This window comes from Streptococcus sp. HMSC065E03 (assembly GCF_001815045.1).
Lineage (GTDB): Bacteria > Bacillota > Bacilli > Lactobacillales > Streptococcaceae > Streptococcus > Streptococcus parasanguinis_AD.
Window position 1 is genome coordinate 32,416 of the sequence record NZ_KV818846.1, and the last position, 18,551, is coordinate 50,966.

General features: G+C 41.1%; 21 protein-coding genes and 2 pseudogenes. 19 read left to right on the forward strand and 4 right to left on the reverse strand.

What is annotated here, in order from left to right:
- Positions 1-57 precede the first annotated feature (57 nt).
- Entirely contained in the window at positions 58-1,725 is a 1,668-nt protein-coding gene (locus HMPREF3002_RS02440) for an alpha-glucosidase (RefSeq protein ID WP_070665132.1), read from the forward strand.
- 327 nt (positions 1,726-2,052) lie between these two features.
- Here HMPREF3002_RS02440 and HMPREF3002_RS02445 read toward each other — a convergent pair whose 3' ends face one another.
- Both HMPREF3002_RS02445 and HMPREF3002_RS02450 read right to left on the reverse strand, forming a co-directional pair.
- Positions 2,053-5,274, reverse strand: a complete 3,222-nt coding sequence (locus HMPREF3002_RS02445) for an LPXTG-anchored zinc carboxypeptidase (protein WP_070665134.1) — start codon at positions 5,272-5,274, stop codon at positions 2,053-2,055.
- Between the two features lie 114 nt (positions 5,275-5,388).
- Positions 5,389-6,351: an aromatic acid exporter family protein gene (locus tag HMPREF3002_RS02450; protein WP_049491663.1), complete on the reverse strand. Its 963-nt coding sequence runs from the start codon at positions 6,349-6,351 to the stop codon at positions 5,389-5,391.
- A 96-nt stretch (positions 6,352-6,447) separates the two neighbouring features.
- Here HMPREF3002_RS02450 and rlmB point away from each other — a divergent pair, with 96 nt between their 5' ends.
- From rlmB to rpsI, 5 genes are all read left to right on the forward strand, one after another.
- Entirely contained in the window at positions 6,448-7,176 is a 729-nt protein-coding gene (gene rlmB / locus HMPREF3002_RS02455) for a 23S rRNA (guanosine(2251)-2'-O)-methyltransferase RlmB (RefSeq protein ID WP_049498028.1), read from the forward strand.
- Positions 7,177-7,194: 18 nt separating this feature from the next.
- The gene (locus HMPREF3002_RS02460) at positions 7,195-7,707 is read left to right on the forward strand and encodes an NYN domain-containing protein (protein ID WP_003004212.1); all 513 of its coding nucleotides are present in this window, start codon (positions 7,195-7,197) and stop codon (positions 7,705-7,707) included.
- Positions 7,707-8,570, forward strand: a complete 864-nt coding sequence (locus HMPREF3002_RS02465) for a DegV family protein (RefSeq protein WP_070665136.1) — start codon at positions 7,707-7,709, stop codon at positions 8,568-8,570. The genes HMPREF3002_RS02460 and HMPREF3002_RS02465 overlap by 1 nt, the downstream gene beginning before the upstream one ends.
- Positions 8,571-8,722: 152 nt before the next feature.
- Positions 8,723-9,169: a 50S ribosomal protein L13 gene (gene rplM / locus HMPREF3002_RS02470; protein WP_002876943.1), complete on the forward strand. Its 447-nt coding sequence runs from the start codon at positions 8,723-8,725 to the stop codon at positions 9,167-9,169.
- Positions 9,170-9,187: 18 nt separating this feature from the next.
- A complete protein-coding gene (gene rpsI, locus HMPREF3002_RS02475; RefSeq protein ID WP_002893764.1) occupies positions 9,188-9,580 on the forward strand; it encodes a 30S ribosomal protein S9 in 393 nt (130 codons plus the stop codon).
- Between the two features lie 306 nt (positions 9,581-9,886).
- Here the strand turns inward: rpsI and HMPREF3002_RS02480 are convergent, their stop codons facing one another.
- Complete coding sequence (locus HMPREF3002_RS02480) at positions 9,887-10,108, reverse strand: tyrosine-type recombinase/integrase (RefSeq protein ID WP_002893762.1); 222 nt, start codon at positions 10,106-10,108, stop codon at positions 9,887-9,889.
- 244 nt (positions 10,109-10,352) lie between these two features.
- The gene (locus HMPREF3002_RS02485; RefSeq protein WP_002893760.1) at positions 10,353-10,961 is read right to left on the reverse strand and encodes a DUF1269 domain-containing protein; all 609 of its coding nucleotides are present in this window, start codon (positions 10,959-10,961) and stop codon (positions 10,353-10,355) included.
- A gap of 350 nt (positions 10,962-11,311) precedes the next feature.
- On the opposite strand from HMPREF3002_RS02485, the pseudogene HMPREF3002_RS11165 reads away from it, so the two are divergent.
- The 13 genes and pseudogenes from HMPREF3002_RS11165 to HMPREF3002_RS02535 all read left to right on the forward strand — a co-directional run.
- Positions 11,312-11,455, forward strand: a pseudogene (locus HMPREF3002_RS11165) (IS982 family transposase); the annotation flags it as partial.
- Between the two features lie 3 nt (positions 11,456-11,458).
- Positions 11,459-11,792: pseudogene (locus tag HMPREF3002_RS11295) on the forward strand (diacylglycerol kinase family lipid kinase); the annotation flags it as partial.
- 142 nt (positions 11,793-11,934) lie between these two features.
- A complete protein-coding gene (locus tag HMPREF3002_RS02495; RefSeq protein ID WP_256263411.1) occupies positions 11,935-12,531 on the forward strand; it encodes an IS256 family transposase in 597 nt (198 codons plus the stop codon).
- Positions 12,532-12,711: 180 nt separating this feature from the next.
- Positions 12,712-12,990 (forward strand): DUF6110 family protein, encoded by a 279-nt coding sequence (locus tag HMPREF3002_RS02500; RefSeq protein WP_002893755.1) that lies wholly within the window; start codon positions 12,712-12,714, stop codon positions 12,988-12,990.
- 1 nt (position 12,991) lies between these two features.
- Complete coding sequence (locus tag HMPREF3002_RS02505) at positions 12,992-15,055, forward strand: heavy metal translocating P-type ATPase (RefSeq protein WP_002893754.1); 2,064 nt, start codon at positions 12,992-12,994, stop codon at positions 15,053-15,055.
- 299 nt (positions 15,056-15,354) lie between these two features.
- A complete protein-coding gene (locus tag HMPREF3002_RS02510; RefSeq protein ID WP_002911684.1) occupies positions 15,355-15,969 on the forward strand; it encodes a CadD family cadmium resistance transporter in 615 nt (204 codons plus the stop codon).
- Positions 15,970-15,980: 11 nt separating this feature from the next.
- The gene (gene cadX / locus HMPREF3002_RS02515; protein WP_000711078.1) at positions 15,981-16,319 is read left to right on the forward strand and encodes a Cd(II)/Zn(II)-sensing metalloregulatory transcriptional regulator CadX; all 339 of its coding nucleotides are present in this window, start codon (positions 15,981-15,983) and stop codon (positions 16,317-16,319) included.
- A 43-nt stretch (positions 16,320-16,362) separates the two neighbouring features.
- Complete coding sequence (locus HMPREF3002_RS11300; protein ID WP_256263195.1) at positions 16,363-16,497, forward strand: hypothetical protein; 135 nt, start codon at positions 16,363-16,365, stop codon at positions 16,495-16,497.
- Positions 16,498-16,530: 33 nt separating this feature from the next.
- Positions 16,531-16,851 carry a hypothetical protein gene (locus tag HMPREF3002_RS02520; protein WP_083312642.1) on the forward strand — a complete coding sequence of 107 codons (321 nt, stop codon included), beginning with the start codon at positions 16,531-16,533 and terminating at the stop codon, positions 16,849-16,851.
- A gap of 569 nt (positions 16,852-17,420) precedes the next feature.
- A complete protein-coding gene (locus HMPREF3002_RS10590; protein ID WP_004240734.1) occupies positions 17,421-17,723 on the forward strand; it encodes a TMEM175 family protein in 303 nt (100 codons plus the stop codon).
- Positions 17,648-17,989: a hypothetical protein gene (locus HMPREF3002_RS02525; protein WP_000397556.1), complete on the forward strand. Its 342-nt coding sequence runs from the start codon at positions 17,648-17,650 to the stop codon at positions 17,987-17,989. Before HMPREF3002_RS10590 ends, HMPREF3002_RS02525 begins: the two co-directional genes overlap by 76 nt.
- Before the next feature lie 13 nt (positions 17,990-18,002).
- Entirely contained in the window at positions 18,003-18,326 is a 324-nt protein-coding gene (locus HMPREF3002_RS02530; protein WP_001253404.1) for a potassium channel family protein, read from the forward strand.
- Positions 18,323-18,551 (forward strand): DUF389 domain-containing protein (locus tag HMPREF3002_RS02535; protein WP_141754478.1); only part of this gene is annotated, 229 nt, incomplete at its 3' end. The genes HMPREF3002_RS02530 and HMPREF3002_RS02535, both read left to right, overlap by 4 nt.

Consider the following 18,551-nt stretch of genomic DNA (forward strand, 5'->3'; position numbering starts at 1 on the left):
ACACTGTAGAGACTGAGACGATATGTCTCAGTCTCTTTTGTTTTAAGGAGACAAAACATGGAAAAAGACTGGTGGAAGGGGAAGGTCGCTTATCAGATCTACCCAAAAAGCTTTAAGGATAGCAATGGTGATGGAGTTGGGGACTTAAAAGGCATCACGGAGAAACTAGATTACCTTCAAGACTTAGGGATTGATATTCTCTGGTTATCCCCTATTTACAAGAGTCCGTTTATTGACCAGGGTTACGATATTTCCGATTATTATGCCATTGATCCTATTTTTGGAACGATGGAAGACATGGAAGAGTTGATCGCTGAAGGCAAGAAGCGAGGCATTTCCATCATTATGGACTTGGTGGTCAACCACTGCTCCAGTCATCACGAATGGTTCCAAAAGGCTTTAGCGGATCCAGATGGCCCTTATGCGGATTACTTTTATTTCATCGAAAGTGACAAGGAACCCAACAACTGGGAAAGTTACTTTGGAGGCAGTGTTTGGGAACCGGTTCCTGGCACTAATAAATACTATCTCCATTCTTTCCACAAGGATCAGCCAGATCTCAATTGGCAAAATCCTATCTTGCGCGAAGAGATTTACAAGATGATCAACTGGTGGTTGGACAAGGGAATCGCGGGATTTCGGATCGACGCTATTATCAACATTAAAAAAGATTTAGAATGGCGTTCGCTTCCGTCCGATCGTGACAATGGCCTGGTCCCAGTACCGGAGTCTCTGGTCAATGCGCAACCGATTGAACCTTTCCTGCGAGAGTTAAAGGAGCGGACCTTCGCCAAGTACAATGCCTTCACAGTAGGGGAAGTTTTCAATGAAACCGACGAAGAATTGCATTTCTTCATTGGAAAAGATGGTGTCTTCTCTTCCATCTTTGATTTCAAACAAACCATGCTGGGTCAGGAAGGAAAAGGCTGGTTTGACCATAGTCTTCCAACAGCAGATGAACTCAAGGAAAGTATTTTCCAAGCGCATGAGCGCGCGGATTGCATTGGGCTTCTATCGACCATCATTGAAAACCACGACGAACCTCGTGGAGTGTCCCATTATATTGCGGAAGGTCCGGTAAACGATACCAGTAAAAAGGCCTTGGGAACCATTCAAATCTTGCGTAAGGGAATTCCTTTTATCTATCAAGGCCAAGAAATTGGAATGGAAAACCAAGTATTTGAATCGGTGGAGGACTTTGATGATATCGCGACCATCAATGGCTACCATGTGGCGAAAGAAGCTGGCTTGAGCGAGGAAGAAGCCTTAGCAGCGATTGCCAAATATAGCCGGGATAATGCACGGACACCGATGCAGTGGTCAGCAGAGCCAGGATTAGGCTTTAGTGATGGAACAGCCTGGTTGATCAGTCCCAAACCAAATGTTGCCATCAATGTGGAAGACCAGGAAAAGGATCCAAATTCCATCTTGAATTATTACCGCCAGCTGACAGCCTTGTATCGCCATCCCCTTTATGGAAATACCATTCGGTTTGGGGATATGATCCCAGCTTATCGAGACCGTGAGAATATCATTGCCTTCGAACGCCGTGGGGACAAGCGTCTCTTGGTTGTCAGCAATTTCCAAAATCGCCAGGCCACCTTGGAGTTGCCAGCTCCGATTAAAACAGTCGTTTTAAATAATACAGCAGGATTATTCCAAGAAGGAGACCAAGTGCTCGAATTGACCCCTTACCAAACGGTTGTGTTGGAATTGGTGGAATAAGGAGAAACTTTGCATCAGTGTTAGAATTTAATGTAGAATAGTATTTTCAATAAATATTCTGGAGCAATTTATAAAAGTTTTCTATACTTTAAAATCAGTCAAGTATAAACTGAAGCTTTCCGCTGTGAGAAAAGTGTTTGAAACATTATTGTTTCAAACACTCGGGAGTTTTGAGATCTTAGGCTCAAAACTAAGTCATGGAACTTCGAAGAAGTTCGCTGATGTCCGCACTCACCTAAGGAAAGTTTTGAAAGATAGTTTAGATCCAAAAAGAACCTTCGCATCTGCGAAGGTTCTTTTCATGTCATCCAGGTCTAAACCTGGAACTTACTCAACTTCTTTCTTTTTCAAGAGGAGGAAGCCGCCGCTAACGGCTAGCAAGAAGCCTGAAAGAATGAAGTGTGCGGTTGTGTCTTCTCCAGTTTGTGGCAATTGTGCCTTGGCTGGACTTTCTTGGAAGCTTTGTCCTACTTGGTAAGTCAAGGCTTGCACACTTTCTTCATTTTTAGTTGTCATTTCTTTTTGTGGAAGGAGGACTTTAGGAGTATCCTTCTTGGCTAAGATTGGCTGTGGATTGGTTGTTTGGTTATGAATTGGAACCACCACTTGATCTGGTTCTTTAGCTGGAACGTAATCCATCAAGCTTGCTAACTTGTTGCCAAAGATCGCATTGGTTACCCAGCGGAAGAAGTGGACAGGGTGTTGACGGTTGGTTGGATTTCCTGCATAGACAAAGAGTGGTTGTCCCATCAGTTCTCCAGAGATGGCCATGACTTTGTTGGCCAGAACATCATTATTTGGCCACCAACCTGCAATATAATAATCGCTCGGAGCGATGCTCATCAAGGTCTTGAAATGCTCTGGAACCTTTTCAATCCAGTTTCCTGAGTTGGAGTAGAAGAGGGTATTCTTCTTGTATCCGCTGGTCAATGGATCCTGATCATCAATGATGGCTTTCATCAAGCCTTCGTAGTCACTACCGCCTTTTAGTTTTTCAGCGTCAAATCCTGCAAGAACTCCCAATTTTTCCAATTTTTGCATGGCTTCCCCACCAATGACAAGGGTTGGTTTCTTGCCAAAAATGGAAGCGTCAAAGCGATTGCTTTCCAAAATAACAACATCCGCTTCTTCTGGCGTATTGACGATTTGGAAGCCTAATTTTTCAAGGACCAAACTAGTATGAGCAGGCGCATCTACTCCAGCCCAATTATAGTGGTAGTTTGGAGAGTAGACCTTCATCGGTTTCAAGGTTGGGCCGCTTGGTACCTTGTAGAGGGCATCACCATAAATGGCATAGTTTGGCAGGAGCGAAGCAAAGGTATCGCGGTCAACAATGTAGCCATCGTCTGTTAGATAGACAGATTTACCTTGCGCGATGGCCTGGTTGACAGCTTTAACGGCACTGGCTGAGGTATTTGCGATCACATAGTAAGGAGCTTTTGGATCGATCTCAGAGGTACGAGTGGCGCGGGTGGTGGTGACTTCTCCTAATTTTCCGTTGAAAAGACCATCCGCAAAGACAGGTTCGGACTTGAACCCTCTCATATCTGGGAAGTTTACCAGCAACTCTGCGTACATAGCAGCCCAGGCAGATTCGTTGGAACCCTTGTAGAGAATGTGGTTAGCATAGCCACGTTTGGCTTGGGCCATGTCAATGACTAAGTCCCCTTTTTTATAGTTGCCAATATCTTCTTTGAGTTCCTTGACGAGGACACCATTGCGTTTGAAGTAGTCGATCATATTGAAGGCTTCTTGGGCATCGTTGTCTTTGTCGAGGCTCATTGGGATGACGTAGTAGTCTGGGAAGAATTTCGGACGACCATTTTTCACACGTCCAACGATTTCTCCATTTGGGCCGACCAGTTCATTTTCGGCTTTTGGATCTTCGGTTTTATTGAGACCGCGCAGGTAGAAGTTGAGACGCATCTCAAGGAGACGGTCCGGATCTTGGTTGAGGAAGTCAATCCCTCCTAGGACAGCATTGCGACCTGCTTTGTAGGATTCTTCATTTCCTTCCGGAATTTCGATAGTATGGCCTAAGATACCATGGTAGACAGCATAAACTCCTGTATAGCCAGAGAAGGAGTCATCCCAGCCATCGCCCCAATCCAGTTTTGGAATGATGTAACTATCGTATTTAGAATTGGCAACTCCTGCCCGTCCCATATGATGGGCATTTTCTAGCATCAGATCTGACAGAAGATCGTATTCGAAGTTCGGATCATGTGGTGGAGTTGCAGGTTCGATCAAGAATTCTTTGACAAAACCGTGTAAGTCGTAGAGAGCGATTGGATTCCATTTGTTGATCATTTGGATAACCGTGCGAACTTCAGGGTTGGTTTGGTAGCTGGCATCCCGGTTTGGATCGAGCCCGTTTGCTAGGGCCCGCAGGTTGAGAGCATCCCCATCTGGGTTTTCCGTGAAGTCAAATAAGAAGATGAATTTATTGAGCAAGGTTGGAATATCTAGCGTGACTGTTTTAGCATTTCCAGCTTCATCGGTGGTGTTAAAGGTCACCTTTTCCTTGGTCGCAAAAGTATTGAAGAGGCCTGTGATGATATCAATGCCTGGTTGTTCATCCGCGTGGGTGTTGTGGACTAAGACAGGTAATTTGTAATCCAAGGTCTTGTCCTTCAGAGCTGCCAGCATTTCGCTTGGCTTGGTCAAGCCTGTAGGGTTGGTACTAGAAAGGTAGTGATCAATGCTAGCTTGGTCCTTGCTCACGATCCCCATCTTCATATCCCGGCCTTGGGCACTCTTACCAAGGGTTTCCAGCTGCACCAAACGATCGGGTTTCGCTTCTTCCTTGGATTTTTCGATAGCAGCTAGCATCTCTTCATGTGTATGGTAGTCTTGGTAAGGTCGAAAAACAAGGGTCTTATTGATGGTGATCCCTAAGTCTGCATTGGTTCCGACTAGCTCATGGTTGCCGATGTAATTGCGATAAGTCCGGCGAATATTATTTGGGCTACGAAGACTGAGATCTTCACCAAAGAGATCCTGCACGTCAATGTGGAGATCCAGATCATTGCCGTTTGCGGTCTCTGTGATCGTAAGGAATGGATCCTTGCTCAGTGTTCCTGTCTCCATATCCCAAGTTTTCCACTCAGAGAGAGGCTTATTGTCTAAGGTCCAGTTGATCTTGCCAGCAGCTTGAGCTTTTTCTTGGACTTTGTCATCAATCGTACTCTTTTCAGAGAGATAAATGGTGCTATCCGCCAATCGAGTCGCTTGGTCAGCGGTTGTTGTAGCACGGTTAGTGCTTGGACTAGCGGCTGGCGCAACTTCTGTAGTAGAAGCCACATCAGAAGTCGCTGCTGTTTCTGCAGGACTAGCAGGAGTTACTTCTGTGGCTGTAGCCGGACTGGCAGTATCAGCTGTCACAGGTGGCTCAGTAGTAGGTGTCGCTTCAAGGACCGTGCTTGGTTCCGTTTGAGGCGCTTCTACGCTATCGGCTGAAGCTTGGCCATGACCGATAACGGAAAGCAAGACAGCAGCGGAGAGGCTGAGTGTTGTAGTGTACAAATGTTTCTTATACGAAGACTTCATATAGAAGACCCTCCTTAAAAAGTTATTTTCCAGTTCTAGTATACCATTTTAGGAAAGCGTTTACAACAACTGCCTGAATAAAAAAGCCTTTGCATCTTGCAAGGGCTTCTTTGTCTATTCTGTTTCCTCATGGAATTGTTGGTAAAAATCAACCTTAACCTGGATAAAAGTTTCTAAGTCTCTTAAGAGTTGGAGCAAGGTGGCGCGTGTTTCGAATTCTTCACGGGTCTTAGGAAGAGGGCGTTCGCGAAAGATCGCTAAATACTGACTAATATCATCAAGAAGATCTTGGGCAGGATTTTCCTGACTTAACTGTTGGGCTGTCTTCTTAAATAGTTGTGCTAGGATTATGCTTTCACTCGCCGCTAACTGACAACGGTTGACGTTTTCTGCCATATCTCGCAGAATATCGTTTTGCCGCTTGCGCATTTCAAAGTAGTGAATATGGTAGTTGGTTTGGTGAAAGAGGTGGTTGGAATGGTCCAGATAGACTAGATTTAAAGCGTCCTCTAGGATACCATCCAACTCCTTGATCAAGCGAGCATCATTGCGACCATCCCCTTTACCAAGAAATTCCGCAAAACGATCAAGGATCTTCTTTAGTTGGTCTTCGACCACATCATGGTAATGATCGATCGCAGCCTGATTCGAAGGCATATAGAGATTGGCCAGCAGGGCAAAGCTGGTTCCAATTAAAAAGAGAGCAAGTTCATTGAGCAAGAGCCCCCAGGAAGTAGACTGCTCAATCAAGAGATGGGTGACCAGCACCGTACTTGGCGTGATGCCGATCTGCCAACCCAATAGAAAGGCGCAAGGAACATAGAGAGCGATAAAGACTCCCAGTGCCCAAAGGTTGAATCCAAAAAAGGAAAAGGCGAGACTTCCGATAGCAAGGGCCAGCAAGGTCGACATAAAGCGCTGGTAGGCCTGCTTGATGGTGCTGCGACGCGTATCCGAGATACTCAAGATGGCAATGACGCCAGCTGAGATGGCATAGGTCAAGCCCAGAGCATAAGCAAGGGCCGCTGCTAAACAGGTGGCCAAGGTGAGCTTGATGGTTCGTTGAAAAAGAGGCATGGCTTCCTTTCTAGTTTGGTTCGTTCATTAAGATAGATTTCATTTCATTATATCATGAATTGGCATCATCCTCCTTTCTTGTGGTATACTAGTTCTATGGAAAATAACGATATCGTATACGGTGTCCACGCAGTCACCGAGGCTTTACAAGCCAATACAGGCAATAAATTATATATTCAAGAAGACCTCCGAGGAAAAAATGTCGACAAAATCAAGGCCTTAGCAGCTGAGAAGAAGGTGTCGATTTCTTGGACGCCAAAGAAAACCCTGCAGGAAATGACGGAAGGAGCCGTCCACCAAGGCTTTGTTCTTCGTGTGGCAGCCTTTGCTTACACAGACTTGGCAGCGATTCTGAAACAGACAGCCCAAGAAGAGAACCCACTTTTATTGATTCTCGATGGTTTGACAGATCCGCACAATCTTGGATCTATCTTACGGACAGCTGATGCGACCAATGTCTCAGGCGTCATCATTCCTAAGCATCGGGCAGTCGGGGTAACCCCAGTGGTTTCTAAAACTTCTACCGGAGCAGTGGAACACATTCCCATTGCGCGTGTGACCAATCTCAGCCAAACCTTAGACAAGCTAAAGGAAGAGGGTTTCTGGGTCTTTGGAACCGACATGAACGGCACGCCATCGCACCAGTGGAATACGGCAGGCAAGTTAGCCTTGATCATTGGCAATGAAGGAAAAGGAATCTCAGCCAACATTAAAAAGCAAGTCGATGAGATGATTACCATTCCCATGAATGGTCATGTGCAAAGCCTCAATGCCAGCGTGGCAGCAGCTATTCTTATGTATGAGGTCTTTCGCAACCGACTATAATCCTAGAAAGGCAATGATATGAAACGAAAAATCTTATTGGTTGACGGCTATAATATGATTGCCTTTTGGCAGGAGACTCGCCAGCTCTTTCAAAAAAGTGAGCTCGATGCAGCTCGCAATATCCTCCTGCAAAAACTGAGTCACTATGCTAGCTTTGAAGGAATCGAAGTCATCTGTGTCTTTGATGCCCAGTATATGCCAGGAGTGCGGCAGACCTATGAGGAGTTCAATGTTCAGGTGGTCTTTACCGGTGAGGATGAGACGGCAGATGACTATATCGAGCGCTTGGCGGCAGAGCTTAACACGCCCCTCCACCAAGTATCGGTCGCAACCAGTGACTTAAATGAGCAATGGACCGTCTTTGCTCAAGGAGCTCTTCGGGTATCTGCCAGAGAGTTAGAAAAACGGGTCGCAGTCGTTAAAGGAAACCTTAATCAGGCGCAGCGAGTGGTCAACGATCAAAAACCGCCCATGCGACCGCTCGATCACGAAGTATTGCGACAATTACAAGAAATGATGGGAGACAAGTAATGACATTTGCTATTTTAACCGATTCGACCGCAGATTTAGATCAGAACTGGGCCAAGGAACATCAGGTGACCATTCTTGGCTTAACCATCGAGTTAGATGGGACGGTTTACCAGACAGTTGGCCAAGGTCAATTGACCAGCCCAGAGCTTTTAGAAGCTATGAAAAATGGGGCCAAACCGACAACCAGTCAGGTCAATGTGGGCCAATTTCAGGAAACCTTTGAACAATTTGCCAAAGAAGGGAAAGCCGTGCTCTATGTGGCCTTTTCATCAGTCTTATCTGGGACCTACCAGAGTGCAGTCATGGCACGAGACCTGGTTTTAGAAGACTACCCGGAAGCAGTGATCGAGATTGTCGATCCGAAGGCTGCTGGGATTGGAGAGGGATATCTGGTCATGCGGGCAGTAGCTGCGCGTGATGCGGGCCGTTCATTAGCAGAAGCCAAAGAAGAAATCATGGACCTAGCGCCAAAACTGCGAACCTATTTCCTCGTCGATGATCTCTACCACCTCATGCGTGGAGGTCGTCTCTCAAAAAGTGCTGCAATTATGGGAAGTTTGGCTAGCATCAAACCCATTCTCTGGATTGATGCGGAAGGGAAATTGGTCCCAATTAGCAAGGTTCGGGGACGCAAAAAAGCTGTCCGAGAATTACTAGAGCTGATCAAAGCAGATATCGGTGAAAGCACAGCCTTGGTATCTTATACCAACGATCTAGAAGGAGCCGAAGCACTGAAGCAAGAAATGCTTGCGCTTGAAGGCATCGATGAAGTCCTCGTGATGCCTCTTGGACCGGTTATTTCAGCCCACGTCGGCCCGAATTCCTTGATCGGATTTGTCATTGGAAAAGAAAATCGCAAATAATTTTCCAAATCGGTTGACTTTTATCTTAGAATTTTGATACAATAGTAGGCGGTATTGTTTACCCCATTTGTAAGGCCCCGGAACCTTTCAAATAACTCGCGGACCGGAACATCCGCCCTGTAAACAAAAACGACATTCATATAGGAGAAATCATGAACAAAACTACATTCATGGCTAAACCAGGCCAAGTAGAACGCAAATGGTACGTTGTTGACGCAACTGATGTACCTCTTGGACGCCTTTCAGCAGTTGTTGCTAGCGTGCTTCGCGGAAAAAACAAACCAACATTCACACCTCACACTGATACAGGTGACTTCGTAATCGTTATCAATGCTGAAAAAGTTAAATTGACTGGTAAAAAAGCAACTGATAAGATCTACTACACTCACTCAAACCACCCAGGTGGATTGAAATCAATCTCTGCTGGTGAACTTCGTTCTAAAAATGCAGTTCGTTTGATCGAGAAATCAGTTAAAGGTATGCTTCCACACAATACTCTTGGCCGCGCTCAAGGTATGAAATTGAAAGTATTCGTTGGAGCTGAGCACACTCACGCTGCACAACAACCAGAAGTTCTTGATATTTCAGGACTTATCTAAGGAAAGGAACAATAAAGTATGTCACAAGCACAATATGCAGGTACTGGACGTCGTAAAAACGCTGTTGCACGCGTTCGCCTTGTTCCAGGAACTGGTAAAATCACTGTTAACAAAAAAGATGTTGAAGAGTACATCCCACACGCTGACCTTCGTCTTGTAATCAACCAACCATTCGCAGTTACTTCAACTGCAGGTTCATACGACGTTTTCGTTAACGTTGTAGGTGGTGGATACGCTGGTCAAGCAGGAGCTATCCGTCACGGTATCGCTCGTGCCCTTCTTCAAGTAGACCCAGACTTCCGCGATTCATTGAAACGCGCAGGACTTCTTACACGTGACTCACGTAAAGTTGAACGTAAGAAACCAGGTCTTAAGAAAGCTCGTAAAGCTAGCCAGTTCTCTAAACGTTAATTCGTTGCTGGACAGCAGAATACAAACGAAAACACTTTGCATCTTGCAAGGTGTTTTTTTCTATGAGAACTGGCGGTGCGCAATTAGGATAGCTCTAGCGACTTTAGTCGCGTAGAGATATGCTATGCACAGTTGCCCCAAGAAAACAAGCGAAGCGATGTTTGATTGGATGGCGACCGCTGCACTCAAAACGTTAATCAATACGATACTATCAACGTTTACAGACATTCAAGAATTATTTCTTGGATGTCTTTTTTGTTTCAAAAAATCAAAGTTCACCCCAAAATTCACCCCATATTCACCCCATCAATTTTTTAAACTACGAAAAGCAATATCACCTACAGTCTGATTGACTTTATCTTTGATATTAACGTAAGTTTTTGTAATCTCTTTATCACTATGAGTAAGAGCTTCTGAGAAGGCTTCAAGAGAAACACCTGCTTGTTTAGCAAGAGTAGCACCAGTATGTCTTAGTTTGTGTGGTGATGCTGGTGCTAATTCGGGATGTCTTCGTCTGACTGATTTCATCTTGATAAAACTTAAAATTTTTCTAATTATAACGAAGCATAGTCAAAAAGCTATGACCTCTATATTCACAAAAAAATCCAGACCAATACTAGTCCAGATTTCTTGTCTATTAAACATTCTTTTCAAAGAATGGAAGAACGGCTGTAACGGCTTTGTCAACGCAATTATTTAACTGTGAGAATCCGACGCACATAAATTTTAAATGGCGTCTCAGTCACATTTAAATTTATGAGACGCTTAGACGTTAGGCTTTCAATTTGTCAAATTTTGCTTTGACATTTGCCTTGAATTCTTCAAGTTTAGCCTTGCGTTCGGCTTTACGTTCAGCCTTCATTTGTGCACGTGCCTGGTTGTAGAGGTCTTCTTGGACTTGCAGAGCTGCTTCGATTTCGGCTACGACGGTTGCTACATCCCAACGCACGATTTGGGTGTCGTACTTGGTGAAGTAAGCATCGATGACTGCTTCGTTGTTTTCTTGCACCAAGGCGACAACGGCTGTTTCGCCGTCGATCAATTTTTGAGACACAACGTCAATCAAGCCAGCTTCTGCCGTATCAACGGTATCACCAGCAGCCAAACCATAGAGGCTGCCAATACCATAACCAAACAAGACGCCGATAGGACCACCCAAAAGCCCGATAACTGCACCGAGCAAGCCACCTTCTAGGGTTGCATCCGTCGTTGAATCTTCAAAGTCATAGCGTTCTTTTTCAACGATGTGACCGTTTTCATTTTTGACCAAGGCGATTTGAGCAACCTTGGTCGTCTGAGTTTGGCGGAAAGCCTTCAAATCCGCAAAGGACTGATAAGCTTCGCTTTCAGTGTTAAAGACTGAAACTACTAGGTTTTCCATAGTTAGTACCTCTTTTCTAAATATATACGTTCATTATAATACAGTTTCAATCACTTTTCAATCATTTTAGTGCGACATTTTAATTGATATGTCGCGTTTATCAGCGTCAAAGAACAGTTTCAGGCAGCGGTATATCTTTGCCATATCCCAGCCCAGACACTCTGGCGACTCTGAGTGATTATCAAGAAAGGCGTCCAGCAACATCTTAAAGCCTCCCGTGCAAAAAGTAAATAAATAGTGTTTTTCCTGTATGCCTGTCACACGGCTAAAAGACCGCTTGACCAAATCTTCCAGAAAATTATAGCAGATATTATGTACCAGCTCTGTGTAGCGAGTCTGATGAGCGTGCCGAATCACATCGACACTTTTATAGAATCTGCCAACTGTTTCCTTATGGTCGAATCCTTGAAAGAAGTCGCTTTATTCGTCGGTCAAGACAATTAATTTGGCTGGTGCAACTGATTCGCCAAGCTATGAACAAGCAATTATTACCTTTTGAAAGCAAAAATGGCAATTATGAAGGTGAAGCTACTCAGGTCTTAGTTCTTCTATCCAATTACTATGCAGACAAAAAACTATTTGATGAAAATACAGATGAATATGGAAATATCTTGATTTTAAAGGATTCATCCATCATTTCTAAATTATCGGCTATCCCAGATTTATTAAAAAGGGGATCTAGTAGGTAACAATAATATCGAATATATCAAAGTACGCAATATTAGGATTTCTTCAGAGGTTGAGTTAGAGTCAGATGTTGATGGGGATAAGTCGGATAATCTGCCAATAGATATAAAAATACTAGAAAACAGGCTTGAAAAAGGCTCGTAAAGCTAGCCAGTTCTCTAAACGTTAATTCGTTGCTGGACAGCAGAATACAAACGAAAACACTTTGCATCTTGCAAGGTGTTTTTTTCTATGAGAACTGGCGGTGCGCAATTAGGATAGCTCTAGCGACTTTAGTCGCGTAGAGATATGCTATGCACAGTTGCCTCAAGAAAACAATGCTTCTTGGTCCACCCTGTTAGACAAGCTTCAAAACCAAGGAATCCAACAGATTTCTCTTGTAGTTACAGATGGCTTTAAGGGGCTTGAGCAGATTATCAGTCAGGCTCACCCATTAGCTAAACAACAATGTTGCTTAATTCATATTAGTCGAAATCTAGCTAGTAAAGTGAAACGAGCAGATAGAGCGGTTATTCTGGGGCAATTTATAATGATTTATCGTGCTGAAAATTTAGAAATGGCAGGACAAGCTTTAGAGGACTTTCTCGCCGAATGGAAACCAAAGTATAGGAAAGTCATGGAAAGTCTGGAGAAGACGGATAATCTTTTAACTTTTTATCAGTTTCCCTACCAGATTTGGCACAGCATGTATTCGACAAACCTCATTGAGTCTCTTAACAAAGAAATCAAACATCAAACGAAAAAGAAGGTTCTTTTTCCTAATGAGGAGGCTCTGGAACGTTACTTAGTTACGTTGTTTGAAGATTATAATTTCAAGCAAAGTCAACGAATCCATAAAGGGTTTGGTCAATGTTCTGATACACTTGAAAGCTTATTTAATTAACACTCCGTAACTCTACTTAAGTGTTTACACATAATTATTTACAGTATCAAAAAATAAAGTATATTGTTTTCATCATAATATAATTAAATATCAGTATAGAGAATTTTATCTATATATCAGATATCAGCAATTGCTTTTGCTGTCATTTTTCGCTACAATAGTTACAAGGAGGAAATAAACATGTTAAAAGAAGTATTAAACGTCGCAAAAGTTGCGAAAAAATCATCTCTCTTCTTAGGAGGGGTAGCATTTGGGACGCTTGGCTTGAAAGTCTTAGCAAGTAAAGAAGCTAAGAAAGGCTATTCTAAGGCCTTGGCTAAAGCTTACAAATTGAAAGATGGACTGGATGCATCTGTTTCTGTTGTAAAACAACACGGTGATGATGTTTTACAAGACGCTAAATATTTATACGAACAGGAAAAGAAAGAAGAACAATTAGATAGCCTGACAGGTGAATAATATGTCTTTTAAAGTGCTACACAGAGGATATCAACATATCCGATTATCGTCCTCGTTTTCACTGACCTTGGATATTCAAGATTATCTTCGTTCCTTGGCTAAAGATGAAAAAGGGATCGACTCTATTCAGTTTTATATGGATCAGCAGCACTTTACTCTACGTATGAAAGAAGGCTTCTCTGTATTAGAAAATGCAGAGGCCTTTTTAAAAAAAATTGACAAGGGGAAAGTTTCGGACTTGATGACTCTTCCCATTCGTAGAGAAGAGAGTGCTTATTCAATTGTATCGGGTGCAGCGATTAAGCGTTTGCTGTTTCGAAGTTTTGTACCCTACCCTATTCGTTATATTTGGACTTGTTATCAGGCTTTGGGTTATGTCAAAGAAGCCTATCAAACTTTAGCGCGCAAGGAACTAACCATGGAGGTCTTGGACTGTTCGGCCATTTTGTTGTCCTTGTTTATGAACCAATCCAAGACAGCTAGCAACATCATGTTTATGCTTGATTTGGGTAATCATCTGGATCAGTGGTCTTTAAAAAAAACAGCAACAGATTTGGAACAAAGCCTTCTTGCTAAAGAAAGTGATGTTTTCTTAGTGCGGGGAGACATGGTCATCAGCATCAAGAGTTCTGATGTTCAAGTAGGTGATGTATTAGTTGTCTCCCAAGGGAATGAAATCTTGTTTGACGGCCAAGTGGTTTCAGGATTAGGCATGGTCAATGAGAGTTCCTTGACTGGAGAGAGCTTCCCTGTTGAAAAGAAAGAGGGAGATTCTGTATGTGCGAATACTGTTTTGGAAACAGGAGAGTTAAGAATTCGTGTGACTGATAATCAGATAAACAGTCGTATTTTGCAACTCATCAATCTGATGAAAAAATCTGAAGAGAGTAAGAAGACAAAACAACGTCATTTTATTAGGATGGCAGACAAGGTTGTAAAATATAACTTCTTAGGTGCTGGTTTGACTTATCTGTTAACAGGTTCGTTTTCAAAAGCCATTTCCTTTTTATTGGTGGATTTTTCATGTGCTCTAAAAATATCCACACCTGTAGCCTACCTTACGGCCATAAAGGAAGGTCTAAATCGAGAAATGGTTATTAAAGATGGTGATGTATTAGAAAAATATCTGGAAGTGGATACTTTCTTGTTTGATAAAACGGGTACCATCACGACGAGTTATCCTTTGGTTGAAAAGGTTCTTCCTTTCGGAGATTATACTGAGAAAGATATTTTAAGAATAAGTGCATGTTTGGAGGAACATATCTATCATCCTATTGCCAATGCAATTGTTAAACAAGCTGAAATTGAAGGCATTGAACACGAAGAAATGCATGGCAAGCTTCAGTATGTTGCAAGCAAAGGGATTAAATCGCAAATTGATGGTCAATCGGTTGTCATTGGAAATTATGTACTAATGCAAGACGAACAGGTAAGAATTAGTTCTGAGCAGCTGGCCTTGATTGAGCAATATAAGACTCATTACAATTTATTGTTTTTGGCTTATAAGAAAGAATTAATTGGGATGTTTTGTATCCACACTCCCTTGAGAAGCGAGGCGAAAGTTGCATTGAAAAAGCTAAAGCGCCAAGGGAAAAAACTGATTCTGGCAACTGGTGATACGTTGGCTAGAACAGAAGAGTTGGTTAAAGATCTGCCATTTGACAACGTTTATACTGATTTAAAACCAGATGGTAAGTTTCAGTTGGTTCAGGAATTACAGAAAGCTGGCCGAACTATTTTGATGGTTGGAGACGGGTTAAACGACTCTGCTGCCTTGACGCTTGCAGATATTGGGGTTGTGATGAATGAAAGTGCTGATATTTCTAAGCAGATGAGTGATATTTTATTATTAGATAATCGTTTAGATTTCTTCGAGGAATTGAATTCTTTATCTGAATCGTTGCAGAAATTAATTCAAAGAAATATTCAAGAAACAGTTGTAATAAATGGAAGTTTAATTGGATTTGGGTTGTTAAATTGGTTAAGCCCATCTAATCTTTCGATATTGCACAATCTGACTACTTTAAGAATCGTCCTTCGTAGTCTTTCTATTAAAAGTAGGTAAGAGACCGAGAAGCTGAGGTTATAAAAACTAAAAGGAGTTGTCTCATTTGAGAATAACGGCTCTTTGTCAACTGTAGTGGGTTGATGGAAAATTATACCCTGGAGAGGACCAAATTGGTTCTCTCCTTTTAAATATTGAAAAAACCATTGGCAGTGGACATACTTTAAGACTATATATTTCTGAAACTAGTTTCACAATACAAATATTGACATGCAATTATTAATTGGTGGATTTTAAGTTGACATCTACAAAGGTTAATGTTAGAATACATTCAAAAATATATTTGAATGAGGTGTTTTATGATTCAAAATATTGTTACTTCAATAATCCTGTATTCTGGGACAGCCGTAGACTTACTTATTATCCTAATGTTATTTTTTGCCAAAAGAAAAAGCAGAAAGGACATCATTAACATCTATTTAGGACAATTTCTAGGCTCTGTTAGTCTAATATTCCTAAGTTTGCTTTTTGCATTTGTCTTAAATTATATTCCTAGTAAAGAGATTTTAGGCTTACTCGGTTTGATTCCAATTTTCCTAGGCCTCAAAGTTTTGCTTTTAGGAGATTCTGATGGAGAAGCTATTGCAAAAGATGGTTTGCGAAAAGACAATAAAAACCTGATTTTTCTAGTCGCTATGATTACTTTTGCAAGTTGTGGCGCTGACAATATTGGTGTCTTTGTCCCATATTTTACCACCTTAAATTTAGCGAATTTGATAGTGACTTTACTTACTTTTCTAGTCATGATTTATCTCTTGGTTTTTTCTGCCCAAAAATTAGCACAAGTCCCTTCTGTTGGAGAAACTTTGGAAAAATATAGCAGATGGTTTATTGCCGTTGTCTATTTAGGATTGGGGATGTATATCCTGATTGAAAACAACAGCTTTGACATGCTATGGGCTGTGTTAGGCTAGGAGAAAAAAATATGAAAAAAGATAGTATCTGTCAAGTGGATGTTATAAATCAACAAAATGTTACAACCGCAACGAACTACCTTGAAAAGGAAAAAGTCCAAAAATCACTTCGCATTTTATCAAAATTTACCGATAATAAACAGATAAATATCATCTTTTATCTCCTTGCTGTTGAAGAACTCTGTGTCTGTGATATAGCCTGTTTACTAAATCTCAGTATGGCATCTGCCTCCCACCATCTTCGTAAACTAGCCAATCAAAACATCTTGGACACTAGAAGAGAGGGGAAAATTATATATTATTTTATAAAAGATGAGGAAATCAGAGATTTTTTTAATCAACTAGGATAACAACTATTTTTACTACTTTTCCATGATTATAGGGAGATTATATATGAAATTTTTTGATGAAAATTACTCACAAGAAATACCTACTCGTATTAAATGTTTAAGAAAAAAGTATAATTTAAAGCAAAGCGACCTAGGTAATGCAGGTCAAGTTAGGCAAATTGAAAAGGGAGAAGTTTGAAAGAATTTGTATCTTTTATTTTTTGTTTCATTTATGCCCTATGCTACTGGAATAGTTAGTAGTCATTTCATGAATCGTACGGCACAGCTCTTTTATGGACTGATCGTTATTGTTTCAACGGTAGTAAACTGGTTTTTACATAAAGTAATTGATAAACCCAATATAGATCAGAAAGAATTACTTGAAGCTACCGCACAATATAGGAAGTTATTGATACCTGACCTAATAATTAAAGGAGTGGGATTGATTCTATCCTTAATTCTCTATCCTCCGATTATGATGTATAGTGTTTTAATTGCGGCATTTTACATCATAACTTTAAAAACACTATCCGAAAAAAGAGTGAATAACTAAAAAACGGTGACCAAAGTTAGGTGTATTATTTTAATGCTTAGAGACCTAAACTATTCCCCTATTTTAAAAATATTGATTCAGATTTTATGAAATTAATCAGTAGATATCGTTCTGAAAAGCCTTGATAATACGCTGTTTTTAGTCCAACTGAAACCCATACTTTCCAAACCAGGCTTGAAAAAAGCTCGTAAAGCATCACAATTTAGTAAACGTTAAAACTTATTTAAACTTATTGAAAGCATTTCGTATCAAAAATACGGGATGCTTTTTCTGTTCACCCCAAATTTTTGTAACTAGGTGATACTTGAAATTAATACAAATTTGGTTGTTTTTGATAAATCTAAGCAACACTAAATGATGAAGTGAAAGGGGATGAATCTTTGATAGTATTCATTTATTGTGAAATATGATATATTTATTAATTAGATGGATGAATACTTCTAGAGTTAAATATAGCATAATAGGGACAGACTTTTTGGTTTATTTTTGTTTGTAGTCGGATTATGAAAGAATATCCAATATTATGCGATAAGATAGAATGTTACAAAAAAGAAAGGGGATGCAATCCGATGAAGAAAGACAGATTAATTGTATTGACAGATGCTGTTCTAGCAATTATTATGACCATCTTGATTTTAGAGTTAGAAAAACCAACAACACCAAGTCTTGAAGCTTTTTGGGATTTACGGCAAAATTTCTTTGCTTGTTTTCTTTCCTTTTTCTGGTTGGGATCGTTATGGATGGCACTAAACACATTATGGGAAAAGGTTGAGAAAATTTCCTCAGAAATTATTTGGTGGAATTTGTTTCTACTCTTGGAGCGGCAGGAGTTCTCTTTGGAGAATTTCATGCCATCCAAGATACCAGTCTGAATGATGTGGTGGACCGGATCTATATAAATGTCAAGGATTTACCGTTTCAGTCCTTGGGAGCTTTAGCTAATATCCTGTCTGATGTTAAGAAGGGACTGATTCAAGACAGTCATATCTGGTCTTTCTTCCAGTCATTTTTCAAACAATATCAGTTGATAATCAGCTTAAATCAGATCTATCAGTTTGTCTATCTTTCTCTGATGGAGATCATGTCCTATCTTCACTTTGATTATTGGAAAAAACGGCTCGGTCAGGAGCTAGTATGAATAAGGAGAACAAATGAGACGTTTAAAAATGTTATGGCATATTATACAGGTTACGGGTTTTACTCGGTTTGCTCTGAGTTTTGTGACCTTTGTTTTTGGGTCAGGAGGCGTGCTTTTCCTAGTTGAACCTGCTATCACAAATTACGGAGACGGTCTTTGGTATGCTTTTGTGACTTCGACGACTGTCGGCTACGGGGATCTCCTAGCTGTGACCTTGATTGGAAGGATTACCAGTGTCTTCTTGACGATTTATGGGCTCATATTTTTTGGCTGTTTATCAGCTGTTATTATTAATTATTATACCGATTTAAATAAGGAAAGAGGAGAGGACAAATGACTGCCAATTATTCAACACGGGAATACCGTGAGAAATTATACGATGACCTTCATGTTCGATTGAGAGATACAGCGATTTTGATGTGTGCAATTTTTATTGCCTCTATCGGTCTAAATATGAATTCAACAGCTGTTATTATTGGAGCCATGTTAATTTCACCTCTCATGACACCGATTGTTGGACTGGGATTCGGTTTAGCTATTTTTGATACGCGTTTAATCAAGC

What these genes read in the sequence shown, in the direction of transcription:
- HMPREF3002_RS11300 (WP_256263195.1), top strand. Translation starts at nt 16,363, where the DNA reads ATGAAATTTTTTGATGAAAATTACTCACAAGAAATACCTACTCGTATT.
- HMPREF3002_RS02465 (WP_070665136.1), top strand. Translation starts at nt 7,707, where the DNA reads ATGACATTTGCTATTTTAACCGATTCGACCGCAGATTTAGATCAGAAC.
- HMPREF3002_RS02460 (WP_003004212.1), top strand. Translation starts at nt 7,195, where the DNA reads ATGAAACGAAAAATCTTATTGGTTGACGGCTATAATATGATTGCCTTT.
- rlmB (WP_049498028.1), top strand. Translation starts at nt 6,448, where the DNA reads ATGGAAAATAACGATATCGTATACGGTGTCCACGCAGTCACCGAGGCT.
- HMPREF3002_RS02505 (WP_002893754.1), top strand. Translation starts at nt 12,992, where the DNA reads ATGTCTTTTAAAGTGCTACACAGAGGATATCAACATATCCGATTATCG.
- rpsI (WP_002893764.1), top strand. Translation starts at nt 9,188, where the DNA reads ATGTCACAAGCACAATATGCAGGTACTGGACGTCGTAAAAACGCTGTT.
- HMPREF3002_RS10590 (WP_004240734.1), top strand. Translation starts at nt 17,421, where the DNA reads ATGAAGAAAGACAGATTAATTGTATTGACAGATGCTGTTCTAGCAATT.
- HMPREF3002_RS02445 (WP_070665134.1), bottom strand. Translation starts at nt 5,274, where the DNA reads ATGAAGTCTTCGTATAAGAAACATTTGTACACTACAACACTCAGCCTC.
- HMPREF3002_RS02485 (WP_002893760.1), bottom strand. Translation starts at nt 10,961, where the DNA reads ATGGAAAACCTAGTAGTTTCAGTCTTTAACACTGAAAGCGAAGCTTAT.
- HMPREF3002_RS02510 (WP_002911684.1), top strand. Translation starts at nt 15,355, where the DNA reads ATGATTCAAAATATTGTTACTTCAATAATCCTGTATTCTGGGACAGCC.
- rplM (WP_002876943.1), top strand. Translation starts at nt 8,723, where the DNA reads ATGAACAAAACTACATTCATGGCTAAACCAGGCCAAGTAGAACGCAAA.
- HMPREF3002_RS02450 (WP_049491663.1), bottom strand. Translation starts at nt 6,351, where the DNA reads ATGCCTCTTTTTCAACGAACCATCAAGCTCACCTTGGCCACCTGTTTA.
- cadX (WP_000711078.1), top strand. Translation starts at nt 15,981, where the DNA reads ATGAAAAAAGATAGTATCTGTCAAGTGGATGTTATAAATCAACAAAAT.
- HMPREF3002_RS02520 (WP_083312642.1), top strand. Translation starts at nt 16,531, where the DNA reads ATGCCCTATGCTACTGGAATAGTTAGTAGTCATTTCATGAATCGTACG.
- HMPREF3002_RS02440 (WP_070665132.1), top strand. Translation starts at nt 58, where the DNA reads ATGGAAAAAGACTGGTGGAAGGGGAAGGTCGCTTATCAGATCTACCCA.
- HMPREF3002_RS02500 (WP_002893755.1), top strand. Translation starts at nt 12,712, where the DNA reads ATGTTAAAAGAAGTATTAAACGTCGCAAAAGTTGCGAAAAAATCATCT.
- HMPREF3002_RS02480 (WP_002893762.1), bottom strand. Translation starts at nt 10,108, where the DNA reads ATGAAATCAGTCAGACGAAGACATCCCGAATTAGCACCAGCATCACCA.
- HMPREF3002_RS02530 (WP_001253404.1), top strand. Translation starts at nt 18,003, where the DNA reads ATGAGACGTTTAAAAATGTTATGGCATATTATACAGGTTACGGGTTTT.